This is a genomic window from Bacteroides hominis (assembly GCF_033042785.2).
Classification (GTDB): domain Bacteria; phylum Bacteroidota; class Bacteroidia; order Bacteroidales; family Bacteroidaceae; genus Bacteroides; species Bacteroides hominis.
The window spans coordinates 1752189-1764626 of the sequence record NZ_CP178829.1; the positions used below are offsets into that span (position 1 = coordinate 1752189).

At 43.9% G+C, this 12438-nt stretch carries 9 protein-coding genes and 1 pseudogene; 1 reads left to right on the forward strand and 9 read right to left on the reverse strand.

Annotation, left to right across the window (positions count from 1 at the left end; all coding sequences use genetic code 11):
• Nucleotides 1–40 precede the first annotated feature (40 nt).
• The 7 genes and pseudogenes from R3O62_RS07405 to R3O62_RS07435 form a co-directional block, all read right to left on the reverse strand.
• The gene (locus R3O62_RS07405) at nt 41–1045 is read right to left on the reverse strand and encodes a fusion protein (protein ID WP_317472404.1); all 1005 of its coding nucleotides are present in this window, start codon (nt 1043–1045) and stop codon (nt 41–43) included.
• A gap of 32 nt (nt 1046–1077) precedes the next feature.
• A pseudogene (locus R3O62_RS07410) lies at nt 1078–1359 on the reverse strand (hypothetical protein).
• 522 nt (nt 1360–1881) lie between these two features.
• Complete coding sequence (locus tag R3O62_RS07415) at nt 1882–2130, reverse strand: hypothetical protein (RefSeq protein ID WP_317472403.1); 249 nt, start codon at nt 2128–2130, stop codon at nt 1882–1884.
• Nucleotides 2131–2147: 17 nt separating this feature from the next.
• Nucleotides 2148–3542, reverse strand: coding sequence for a TolC family protein (locus R3O62_RS07420; RefSeq protein ID WP_317472402.1), 1395 nt, complete (start codon nt 3540–3542; stop codon nt 2148–2150).
• A 12-nt stretch (nt 3543–3554) separates the two neighbouring features.
• Nucleotides 3555–6701, reverse strand: a complete 3147-nt coding sequence (locus tag R3O62_RS07425) for an efflux RND transporter permease subunit (RefSeq protein WP_317472401.1) — start codon at nt 6699–6701, stop codon at nt 3555–3557.
• Nucleotides 6702–6714: 13 nt separating this feature from the next.
• Complete coding sequence (locus R3O62_RS07430) at nt 6715–7848, reverse strand: efflux RND transporter periplasmic adaptor subunit (protein WP_317472400.1); 1134 nt, start codon at nt 7846–7848, stop codon at nt 6715–6717.
• A gap of 28 nt (nt 7849–7876) precedes the next feature.
• Nucleotides 7877–10105, reverse strand: a complete 2229-nt coding sequence (locus R3O62_RS07435) for a beta-glucosidase (protein WP_317472399.1) — start codon at nt 10103–10105, stop codon at nt 7877–7879.
• 240 nt (nt 10106–10345) lie between these two features.
• On the opposite strand from R3O62_RS07435, the gene R3O62_RS07440 reads away from it, so the two are divergent.
• Nucleotides 10346–10906, forward strand: a complete 561-nt coding sequence (locus R3O62_RS07440) for a DUF4251 domain-containing protein (RefSeq protein WP_217773577.1) — start codon at nt 10346–10348, stop codon at nt 10904–10906.
• A gap of 446 nt (nt 10907–11352) precedes the next feature.
• Here R3O62_RS07440 and R3O62_RS07445 read toward each other — a convergent pair whose 3' ends face one another.
• Together R3O62_RS07445 and R3O62_RS07450 are read right to left on the reverse strand one after the other, a co-directional pair.
• Nucleotides 11353–11793: a VanZ family protein gene (locus R3O62_RS07445; RefSeq protein ID WP_317472398.1), complete on the reverse strand. Its 441-nt coding sequence runs from the start codon at nt 11791–11793 to the stop codon at nt 11353–11355.
• Between the two features lie 4 nt (nt 11794–11797).
• Nucleotides 11798–12436, reverse strand: a complete 639-nt coding sequence (locus R3O62_RS07450; protein ID WP_217773575.1) for a porin family protein — start codon at nt 12434–12436, stop codon at nt 11798–11800.
• Nucleotides 12437–12438 lie beyond the last annotated feature (2 nt).

Genomic DNA, 12438 nt, shown 5'->3' on the forward strand with positions numbered 1-12438 from the left:
TGATAGGCGGGCGGATTGTTCCGCCCTGCCGTTCATGCTGTCATACGCGGATGCACGTGGCGAGTGCTTCCCTTACTTTCTGCTCCTGCTTCTTGGAATATATCCACCCTGCACGCCTTTCGCCCTTATAGGTGAGGTTCGCACGGAACAGACCGTTCAAGCCTTTCAGAACGTCCTTTATCGGCTTGGTGTCACCGAATACGGCAATCGCCTTCTCGCTGTATTCCACGATTTCAAGACTGAGGGCTGAAAGGTCTGCGGTTGCTGTCGGCTGTTGCGCTTCGTTTTCCCTCTGCGGTGCTTTCATGCAAAGGTTGGCTTCATCCCCTGCGGTATGCGCATACCGTTCTATGAACTTTTCAAGGTCACAGATAGGCTCTTTCTCAACCGTCCAGCCGCTGTACTTGTGTTTGCCCAAATACATGCCGTCCCCCATGCTGTAATTTTCACGGTGTTCGTAATCTGCGTTATATTCCGCTAAGTAGGCCGTTCCCTCGAAATTGGCGGCATGCTTGCGCATTTCCGAAAAGAGGTTGCGTGTATGCTTGGAAAAGCCTAAAATGACGGTTCTTGCTATACTGTAGTCGTAATAGTCCGTATAGCTGTCGCACTCGCTTACCCGTAGCGTGCCGATAATGACCGCCTTTGCATCCGTCGGGACAAGGGGGCGCAAACGCTCCGCACCGATTTTGGCGATACGTCCGTATTCCTCCCTTGCTTCCTTCGCTTTCTTTTCTTCTTTGGCTTTCTTCTCTTTTGCCTTGGTGAGTAAAGCGGCTGTTTCCAACGGATCCAAGAACTTGGGGTTCGCATCATCGTAATAGATGCCTATCCCGAATTTCTCCGACAACGGGCGGATAAGGTCGGAAGTGTGAAACTCGTATGTCCGCAAATTGACAAGATGATAGGTTATTCCCCACTTGTCACGGGTTACTTCATACACGACATAGCTGTAGCCTTCCAATACTACCACTTGATTGACTGAAACGGCCTGAACGCTTCTTTCGTAACTTCTGTTAGCTCCTAATAAATACACTTTAGTCATAATGATTTAATTTTAAAATGATTAATATTCTGTCAGAGTATCACGCAAAGAACAAGGATGAGAAGAGCGGTCACGCAAAGGGAAAGGATGCGCCACACGGCACGGATGAGGAAAACCACCACCGCCAAAACTGCCAACATGGGCAACCAACCACCCAAACCAATCGCCACACCACCAAGAAAGGCACACACGAAACGCACTGCCACATAGACCACGAAGCCGACCAGCGACCACTTCACCTAATTTTTAATGCCGGTTGGAGCGGAGCCGAAGCCTCGTTTCCAATCCTGCCGTATTTCAATTCTCTTTTTCATAACATTGACTTTTTTTTTATGCCTTGTCGGTGGCTTCACCTTGCTCGTTTCAGGGGGCGGATACGGACGGGGAGAAAATATGCAAGGCTTTTGGTGAAAAATTTTCAACCGCCCGGCTGGACGGATTGAAAAATTTTCGTCAAAACCCGCAGGGCGCGAAGCGGGCTTGCAGATTTTTAGGGGACCCGTCCGTAGCTTCGCACCCTGAACAACGCAAGGTGGAGCCACTGACGGGATAAATAAAAACGGGAAAATCGTTATATGGGAAAAAGAGAATTGAAATGCGGCAGGATTCGGGGCGGGCTGTATTCAATGGCTTTTATGATGATTATCGCAAAAAATATATCAACTCTAATTATTTAAATATATAGATGCTTAAAATGTAATCTTTTTATTTGTAAAAGAATCAATGATATAAAAAGCAACTATTCTATATGAAATCATAATAGAATAATTGCTTGAATAAAAGGATGTACTCGTTGAGCGGAAAAATTATGTCAAAATGATTATATTATTCATACCTTACAAATCAACACATACAGAGATAATCTTATCTTTTAATTCCACAAAACCACCTTTTATACTTATTTTTTTTTCTTCACCATTTTCTGAAATGTATCTTATTTCACCACTTGAAAGAGTGGCCACGACATAATTATGGTTGGAAGTAATTGCAAACGGGCCATCTTTTCCTGGTAATATTATATTTGTAACGTTTACATTATACATTTTTTGATTCGTATAGATAATGTTTAATCTTAAGACTTTCATATGTATTCTTTTATTTATTATGGATTAGCATCCTTCGATGTATCATCTTTCCATCCTCCTCCTAAAGCATGATAAAGATTAATCACTGTTTGTAACTGTTCAAACCGGTCACTGACTTGTAGAAGCTGTGCACTAAACAAACTTTGCTGTGCCGTCAATACTTCGAGATAAGTGGAAGTTCCAAGTAAGAATAATTCCGTGGTGGAATCAACAGATTTTTCCAAAGAACTGACTTGAATTTCTCTTTGTACTCCCTTTTCTCCGGCAGATTGGAACATATAGAGTGCATCACTCACTTCCGCTCCAGCATTGAGCAGACTTTGTTTGAAAGAAAGTAACGCTTCTTCCTGTTGTGCTTTAGCAATTTTAAGGTTGGCAATATTTTTACCTTTATTAAATAGAGGTTGGACTAATGAACCGATAGCGGAAAGCAGAAATTTGCCTGGATTAAGAATACTTTCGCCCACGTTGTTTGTCCATCCGGCAATTCCGTTTATCGTAATGCCCGGGTAAAATGCCGAACGTGCGGCATTAGTTCCATAATAAGCCATCGCCAATGACATTTCTGCCTGTTTCACATCAGGTCTATTAGAGAGTAATTGAAGAGGAACGCCCGATGAAAAGCGTGTAGGTAGCGGAATGTTCTCCAATTTGTTCCGGTCTATATGTTGGGGATTATCCCCCAACACGACTGACAATGCGTTTTCTATTTCCCTAATCTGACGTTTCAAATCAGGAATATCGGCTTCTACCGACCTATAGTTGGCCTCACTCTGAGTAACGGCAGCCTCGTTCGTCATACCCGCCTCTTTCATCTCACGCATGGTCTTGACGCTTTCTCTCCAGTTCTCCGCTGTCACCTCGCTTATAGCCAACTGTTTGTCAAGCATCAGCAAAGTGTAATAACTATTGGCGATGGAAGCTATCAGTTGGGTTTGCACGGCTTGTCTGTATGCCTCACTCTGTTCAAGTGCCGCTTTTGCTTTGCGTTTGGCATTGAGTAATCCGCCGAAAATATCTATTTCCCAGCTTGCGGTAACGGGAAGTTGATAGGATCTGGTAACCGCTTGTTTGTCAAAACTTGAAACAGTCCCTTGTGGAGCCAGGCTGATTCCCGGCAAATAAGCAAGTTTGGAAGACAGTAATGTTGCTTCTGCCTCTTTGATGCGTAAGCGGGCTATCCGTAAGTCTGTATTGTTTGTCAGTCCCTTTTCAATCAGACTCTGCAATTTGGGGTCAGTGAATACCTCACGCCAAGAAAGGTTGCCGAAGTTGAGTGTGTCCACTTGCGGAATATCCGGTTTACGGTACAAACTGTCAGTTGGCAGTTCAGGACGTTCATATGATTTATAAATGTGGCAACTGCTTAAGGAACAGGCCGCCAACAAATAAATGGCAATTTTATATTTCATACTTTTATATATTTAATTTTTCTGATGCATTGCTTGTATTTCCTTAGGCTTTCTGCCCATGACCTTTTCCTCTATCCATTGGAAGGCGATGAAGAATACCGGAACAACAAACAGTAACGCCAGTGTTCCGATAATCATACCTCCCACAACTCCAGAACCCAAAGAACTGTTTCCTTTGGCACCGACACCCGTCGCAAACATCAGAGGCAACAGGCCGAATATCATGGAAAAGACAGTCATAAGAATAGGACGTAAACGTACCATAGCCGCCGTCAGTGCCGACCAAGTGAGACTTAATCCCAGCCGTCTTCGTTCGGTTGCGTATTCCGTCAGAAGGATGGCTGTTTTGGATAACAGTCCAATCAACATAATCAATCCGGTTTGCAAATAGATGTTGTTTTCCAATCCCATGATTCGGGCAAAGATAAAGCTGCCCGCCAATCCGAACGGAACAGAAAGAATAACGGCAAATGGTACAAATAGGCTTTCATATAATCCGCAAAGAACTAAATAAATCAACACAATACAGATGGAGAAGACAATGATGGTGTTATTTCCCGTTCCGGCTTCCTCGCGGGTGATGCCACCAAAATCATACCCATATCCTGACGGAAGAACCTCTGCTGCCACTTCCCGAATGGCTTTGATGGCATCGCCCGAAGAATACCCGTCTGCGGCTGAACCGTTCACTGATATACTACTGAACAGATTAAAACGGGCAACAGATTCAGCTCCATATACCTTTGTTAAAGTCACAAACTGATTGAGCGGAGCCATATCACCATTTTCTGTCCGGACAAATATGTTCTTCAACGATTCCTTATTTAAGCGATACTTTGGATCAGCCTGTATCATAACCCGATAGAGCTTCGTGAACCGGTTGAAGTTGGAAGCATAAGAACCACCGTAATAACCACCCATAGCATCCAGCACATCATTGGGAGAAACTCCCGTCTTCTTACATTTCGCCGCATCCACATCCACCAGATATTGAGGGAAGTTGATATTGAAAGCGGTCTGTGCCGCCGCCACTTCCGGACGTTTACGCAGTTCTGTTATAAATTTTTGGCATACCTCATATAAATCGTTCAGTGAACCGCCTTTCTTGTCTTGTATATAACATTCGAATCCGCTACTTTGTCCGTATCCCGGAATCATCGGTGGAGTAAAAACCAATGCCTGCGCATCATTTATGTCTCCGATTCGTTGGTAAATGGTATTTGTTAAAGTCTCCACGCTGTTCTCTTCTCCCGGACGTTCATCCCAATGCCGCAGTTTGAGAATAAACATACCGTATGACGAACCCTTGCCCGAAGTCATACCTGAGCCGGCTATCTTGGAATAATGTTCTATTTGGGGAAGATCATTTATCTGTTCTTCTATCTTGTCCATGACACGTCCGGTTTCTTCGATAGAGTTTCCTGGTGCAGTAATCACATCGATATAAGCGGTGCCTACATCTTCTTGTGGAACAAGTCCGGTTTTGGTCGTATTCATCAACACAGTCAGCAATATGACAAAACTTCCCAGTGACGCCCAACTCAGCCAGCGGTGCTTGATAAAAAACATGATACCGGTCTTATATCTCGCTTGCAGATGGCCGAACGAAGTCTCGAATGCCATACGGAACCGTTCGGAGAACCCTTTTCTGACTTTTCCGTCTGACTTGGGGCGCATAATGAGCGAACACAATGCCGGACTAAGTGTCAATGCATTGACAGCCGAAATACCCACCGCCACCGCCATAGTCACACCGAATTGTGTATAGAATGTACCACTCGTTCCGCCCATAAACGCTACGGGAATGAATACCGCCATAAATACCAGTGTACAGGTAAGAATTGCCGATGTAATTTCACGCATGGCATCTACAGAGGCCAAATAGGAAGATTTATAACCGATGTCAAATTTTGCCTGGACAGCCTCTACCACAATAATGGCATCATCCACGACTACGCCAATAGCCAGTACGAGGGCAAAAAGAGTCAACAGATTGATGCTGAATCCAGCTATGGCGAGAAAAGCAAACGTACCCACCAGAGAGATAATGATAGCTACCGATGAAATTAGTGTAGAGCGTAGGTTTTGTAAAAAAACATATGTAATGAGTACGACCAATATGATAGCCTCTATCAGCGTCTTGATGATTTCATGGATACTTGCATCCAAAAAATCCTTTGTACTCATCAGATGGGCAATTTTGACACCTTTTGGAAGTTCCTTCTCTATGGTTTCGAGATAATCGTTTATATCACCCACTACTTCATTGGCATTGGAACCTGCCGTCTGAAATATCATGCAAGTGGCTGCCGGATGCCCGTCTATCTGTCCGTTGATAACATAGTTCTGTGCACCCAGCTCAATGGTTGCCACATCTTTCAAACGGAGAACCTCTCCGTTGGGTAACGACCGGATAACCATACTTCCAAACTCTTCGGGTTTTTCGAGCCGCCCTTTGTATTTCATTGTATACTGGTGTACGTTTTTGGAATTTTCCCCCAACGAACCAGTTGCAGCCTCCAAGTTCTGTTCTCCCAACACTTTTTCAATGTCGGAAGGTATCAGTTTGTATTGCGCCATCACTTCGGGGTTGAGCCAGATGCGCATGGAGTAATCGGCACCCATGTTCACAATCTCACTGATTCCGGCAATACGCAATAATGCAGGTTGTATATTGATTTTCATGTAATTGTTCAGGAATGTCTGGTCATATTTGTCGTCTTCACTGTACAACCCGAAAATCTTTAACAGACTGTTTTGTCGTTTGATAGTTGTAACTCCAATCTGTGTCACTTCCGATGGAAGCAGACCGGTAGCTTTGCTCACGCGGTTCTGCACATTGACAGCAGCCATATCAGGGTCTGTACCTTGTTCGAAATAGACATTAATCGTGGCATCTCCCGTATTGGTGGCTTCGGAAGTCATATAGGTCATATTCTCCACACCGTTGATACTTTCTTCCAAAGGTACAATGACCGATTTCTGAATAGTCTCCGCACTGGCACCGGTATAGGAAGCGGATACCATAACCGTAGGCGGAGCTATATCCGGATATTGCTCTACCGGTAAGGATGAAAGCCCGATAAAACCTATCAGCAGAATGGTGGCGGAGATGACGATGGACAGTATGGGACGGTCTATAAATCTTTGTACATTCATAATTCAGATATTTTCAAGGGTTAGACACCTGTGTGGAAACGCTGATCTCCGCACCTTCCTTTAACGTTCCCACTCCTTCGGTCACAATGATATCGCCTTCCTGCAAACCGTCGCTGACTATATAGTTCTGTCCGTCGTCTATCGGGAAGATGGCAATCAGGGTCTCTACGGTCTTTCCATCTACCACCTTATACACATATACTTTATCTTGTACCTCGTAAGTGGCAGCTTGGGGAATAACGATACAGTCTGTCATGTCATACGGAAAAATGAGCGTTCCGCTACCACCGCTCGGAATGACGTGCTCCTCATTCCTGAAAGTGGCACGTAAACTGATGGCACCGGTGGAACTGTCTATCATGCTGCTTACGGCATCTATCTTTCCCTTGTAGGCATATTTGCTGCCGTCACTGAGTATCAGTTCCACTTCCGGCATTTGCTCAATGGCTTTTTCCAATGACCCCGACTGCCTTGAAAGATTCAGAATCTCCCGCTCTGTCATGGAAAAGTAAGCGTATATTTCGGAATTGTCCGATACGGAAGTCAACGGTGTGACAATGGAAGGATTGACCAATGCCCCCACTTTATAGGGAATCATACCGATTTTTCCATCTACCGGACTCTTCACAACAGTATAGGAAAGATTGTTTTGTGCATTCTTCAGTTCAGCCCGTGCTAGTGCCAGTGCGGCCTCATTACCGTGCAGCGTATTGGCTGCGGTTTGTCTCTCCAGATAAGAGATGATATTCTTATGAAACAGGTTCGTCTTGCTCTCCGAAGTCATACGGGCGGTTGCCACATTCGCCTCGGCCACTTTCACGTTCGCTTCAGCGGTTTCCAGAGCAGCCTGATAGGGTACCTGGTCTATGATACAAATAGTTTGTCCCTGATGCACTGTAGCACCTTCTTCCACACAAAGTTCGGTAATGGTACCTGATACCTGCGGACGGATCTCCACATCCTGCTTTCCACGTAGCGTAGCCGAATAACGGCTGTCAAGTCTTTGTGAGGTACGACCGATTGTCATTGTTTCGTATTGGGTGGAAGAGCTGGTTGTTTCCTGTTTCCCACCACATGCACTCAGCAATAGAATACTCATAGCCGGAAATATCATTGCTGTAAATCTGAATGTTGATTTTATTTTCATTATCTGACAATGTTAGTTAATGGAGCAATTAAAGATTATATTTTCCTGTCAGCCGGCAGTCTTCAACAGAACTATTGACAAAGAACCGGAATGTGCCTTGTGGAAGTTTCCAACAGCCGGCTGTTTCATCATATCGTTTTAAATAAGACAGCGGAATATGGACGGTCACGGTCTCTGTTTCTCCCGGCTGCAATATTTGTGTTTTGGCAAATCCTTTCAGTTCTTTTGTCGGGTAGTTCTCGTTTTTATCAGGAAAAGACACGTACACCTGGACCACCTCTTTACCGGCCTTGTTTCCGGAGTTGATTATTCGGCAGGATATTTCAACAACGTCCTCTTTCTTTTCAATGCTTAGATTGCCATAGTCAAATGTCGTGTAAGACAAACCGTATCCAAATGGGTAAGACACAGGTTTGCCAAAAGTGTCATAGTAGCGGTAACCAACAAACAATCCCTCTTCATAACGGGTACTGTCTATGCTTTCCTTGTGTCCTGCAAGCGGAAAATTGGAAGCTGACGGAACATCCTCATAATTGACGGGCCATGTCATGGGTAATTTTCCTGATGGGGTAACAGTCCCGGTCAGTATGTCGGCTACGGCATTCCCGCCTTCTTGCCCGGCAAGCCAGGCTACAAGTATGGCATCCGGCTGTTCCTTCCATGAGGATGTCTCTAATACGCCGCAGGTATTAAGAATTACTGTTACTTTTTTCCCTTTCTGATGAAAAGCGGTACATACATTCTCAATCAGTTTCTGTTCTGTCTGCGAGAGTAAAAAATCATCAGTGAGGTTACGGTCATGAAATTCTCCGGAAATACGTCCGATAGTTACAACCGCCATGTCCTGGCAAGAGGCTTGTGCCTGAATAAGCGTATCGGAAAGTTCCATTTCCGCAATACGCTGCACCGGATCGTCAAATTGCCTTTCAGGAAGGGCATCGGTTTCTTTCTTGATATATGTATCATATAGTTCGGCCAGTTTTTCATCCCACTGGAACCCCGCCTGTTTCAAACCTTCTGCCAGAGAAATTGTGTAGGCACGGTTGACATCTCCGCTGCCTGTACCACCGGGTATGAAATCATAAGAAGAGATACCGAACAAGGCTATACGGCCTGTTTGGGATTTATCCAAAGGGAGTGTCAGGTTGTCATTTTTCAACAACACCATCCCCTCTGCGGCTGCCATACGGCTGGTGCGGGCATTTGCCCCCAAATCAACTGCGTTCGTATAGTCATATTGTTGAAAACGGGGTGTTTTGACAATCAGTTCCAGTATTCGTTGTACGTTCCTGTCAAGAATATGGGTAGAGAGTTTCCCATTTTCAACTGCATCTTTAAGAACTTTACGCTGTTTTTTCAAACCGGGCATCAGCAGGTCATTTCCTGCAACCGTCTGTTTTACGGCATCCTGTCCACCAAACCAGTCTGTCATGACCAGACCTTTGTATCCCCATTGCCGGCGAAGAATGGAATCGAGCAATAGACTGTTTTCTGAGGCATATTCACCGTTCACCTTATTATAGGAACTCATTACTGTCCACGGAGTGGATTCACGTATGGCTATCTCGAAAGGTTTCAAGTAAAGTTCGTGCATGACATAGGGGGAGACAAGAACATTGTTCCCCGTTCTGTTTGTCTCTTGATTATTCAGGGCAAAGTGTTTGATTGAAGTGCCCACACCATTTTGCTGAATCCCCTGAATCATGGCAGAGGTGAGTTTTCCAGCAAGTATCGGGTCCTCGGAATAATATTCGAAGTTACGTCCGCAGAGCGGGTTGCGCATGATATTGGTGGCAGGAGCCAGCAGGATGTCCACACCATATTCGAGGGTTTCGTTACCTATGGCATTTCCTACTGACTTTACCAATGGTGCATTCCATGTGGAAGCGAGCGACGTGGCTACGGGGAAATGCGTGCAGTAGAAAGTACTGTCTGTCCCCGGTCGTTTCGGGTCAATCCGAAGTCCAGCCGGCCCGTCAGCCAACACGACGGACGGGATGCCTAAACGGGGGATGGCATGGGTGATTCCTGCCGCTCCCGGTACGATCTTTTTGGTAAAGCCTATGGTAGCGGAAGGAATACTGTCGGGTGTATCTTCATCGCCGAAGCCAACCAACAGAGCAACCTTTTCGTCAATGGTCATGGCGGAAATAATTTCATTTATAGGAGATTTCCCCAGTTGGGGTTGATGCTGTGCAGACATACTACCAAATACTCCGAAAGTACATACTGTTAAAATTGAAAGTTTCTTATTCATAAATGTTCTATTATTAATAATGTAATCGCCTTCTCATTTAAGCTCTCAAAAACGTTGGTGCAAAAGTGGACTAAAAACTTGGGAAGGATTGGTCTGATAAGTTCAAGTAGGTTTGCCTGAGAAAGTCAGCCGGAAAATAGAAACATGAACTTATAAATCAAATAAGATTGAACTTACAGGACAAATAATTCCGCTTCAAATCCTTCATCTTTGCAGTGTTCAATTTAAAAGAAAAAGAATATGAAAAAGAATTTGATTTTAGCTATTATCGCATTGTCTGGCACAATGTTCATGGCACAGGCTCAAACAGTGGAAAATGATACGGTCAAAGTAAAGACAGATACGACCGAGGTAAAGAAACCTGTAAGTAAAGAGATTGCTCATCAGGGTGCAGTCGAAGCATTGAACCGGTGTGACTTTGTACTTCAGGCTCATGATATGGCTTCGGTTAAAACAAGAGCAACAGCTGAACTTGATTCGGCAGCAAATTTCCTTGCCGTAAAAGGGAATAAAGGATTGCTGCAAATAGCTCCTCCTGCTGAAAAAGGTGACAGTACCCCCATATCGGGCATAACAATGAAGATGGATATTCTCTCCTGCAATGTAGAAACTGACAAACGTGGTAATGTAACATGCATGTTGTCAACACTGCTGGATGGTACTCCTAAAGATTTCAAAATAAAACTGAACAAGAAAAACAATAAAGCTGTTGCGGAATATGAAGGAAGCACATTTGCTTTTATTGGCGAATTGCTGCCAGAGGAAGTGGCGGATATACATATAGGAGAAAACAAGGGGTAATATTCTTGCCTTCGTACTCTTTATTATCTAACCCCGTTTCATAAATTCTCCTCACTCCCGGTTGTATCTATAATATACAATCGGGAACTTTTTATTGTCCATTTTAAGAATACTTATAGAGATACTGAAGGATTAATGAGAAATAGGCAACAACAAATGAACTGAAGGTAAACTTGGTTGGACTAAAGATATATAAACATATCTGAACGCTATACAATGAATTAAACAAACAGTATATCTTGTGTGTAGTAGCCATATTTTTATGAAACCTATTGAAAATGTACTTACTGAAGAAATGTATTACCTGCCTTATACTATATCTTGAAAGGACTTTTTGGTAATTTTCCTGCAAAATAAATGGCATCTTCCACCCGGTAGGATTCGGAAGATGCCGTCTGAGTTAAAAGATTTGGAATATCCTTCCTTTATCCGATGAAGGAAGCCAGTCAAAACAAAACTGTTTGTCTTTTGATCTTGTTGAGAACAAATAATTGCAAAGTCAATGCTGCACCGAGTAATGTACCTAAACAATCGGCACAAAAGTCTTTTATGCCACAACTTCTGTAGCCAAAAACCCCTTGTAGCAGTTCTATCACTCCTCCGGTCAGTATGCCCGCAAGTAATGTGACCAAAATAGATACCATATACTGCGGCAGGCTTTTCTTATTTCTCCCAAATGCGCGTATTGCCAATATGGGAAATGGAAAAAACATCAGCAGATGCACGATTTTGTCATTTCCAAATCCCGAACAAACTGTTACGGAAGTATTGATATAATTAATGTAACTTCCGGTAACAGTATCCAGATTTGAATCGGCAAAACATAATGCCAGCACTGCTGATATGTAGGCGGCAAAAATGAGTCTATGTATAAGTGAACGGTCCATATATTCAGAATGTAAATCCCACACGGATACCCCAGTTGTTCATACCATCCATATCATGATAGAATATCTTGCCCCGATTATCCGCATAACTGTAATAAGCTGCAAGATTGATTCCCACATATTTGTGTCTGAATGGAAACACATTGACACCTACTTCCGGAGAGGCATAGATACCCCACGACTTGTCATTATAGAAATACAACTGTTGAACAGATTCGGCATCAAGGTAATTTACACCTAATTTGGCACCGATATATGGTTGCCAGCGTGATCTCCATGCAAAGCGATAGCGCAGTGATACTCCGAATGGAATTTGGATGGAAGAACGTACCTGATCAGTATTTACGGAAGTAGTACCTTCGGTAAATGTCTGCCGGGGGACATACTCGCTTCGTGTATTCAGGTTAATGAAACCTCCCAACGAAATGTTTGGGGTCAGGTAATAACCGGCATCCAGGTAAAGTCCCAGGTCATTCATTTTGTCGGTGAATCCGGAATTGACAGGAAAGTCAAACTGCCAGCCGATTTGATAGTAAGCTCTCGGATTTATTTGGGATTTGGCAACATGTGGCATCAGGCAGAAGGCCAGTACCAATGACATCAATAATCCAGTTGTGTTTTTTCTTATTCTTTTAGCATCCATGA

Coding starts and splice junctions, on each gene's coding strand:
- R3O62_RS07405 (WP_317472404.1), bottom strand. CDS start 1,045: ATGACTAAAGTGTATTTATTAGGAGCTAACAGAAGTTACGAAAGAAGC.
- R3O62_RS07415 (WP_317472403.1), bottom strand. CDS start 2,130: ATGAAAGTCTTAAGATTAAACATTATCTATACGAATCAAAAAATGTAT.
- R3O62_RS07420 (WP_317472402.1), bottom strand. CDS start 3,542: ATGAAATATAAAATTGCCATTTATTTGTTGGCGGCCTGTTCCTTAAGC.
- R3O62_RS07425 (WP_317472401.1), bottom strand. CDS start 6,701: ATGAATGTACAAAGATTTATAGACCGTCCCATACTGTCCATCGTCATC.
- R3O62_RS07430 (WP_317472400.1), bottom strand. CDS start 7,848: ATGAAAATAAAATCAACATTCAGATTTACAGCAATGATATTTCCGGCT.
- R3O62_RS07435 (WP_317472399.1), bottom strand. CDS start 10,105: ATGAATAAGAAACTTTCAATTTTAACAGTATGTACTTTCGGAGTATTT.
- R3O62_RS07440 (WP_217773577.1), top strand. CDS start 10,346: ATGAAAAAGAATTTGATTTTAGCTATTATCGCATTGTCTGGCACAATG.
- R3O62_RS07445 (WP_317472398.1), bottom strand. CDS start 11,793: ATGGACCGTTCACTTATACATAGACTCATTTTTGCCGCCTACATATCA.
- R3O62_RS07450 (WP_217773575.1), bottom strand. CDS start 12,436: ATGGATGCTAAAAGAATAAGAAAAAACACAACTGGATTATTGATGTCA.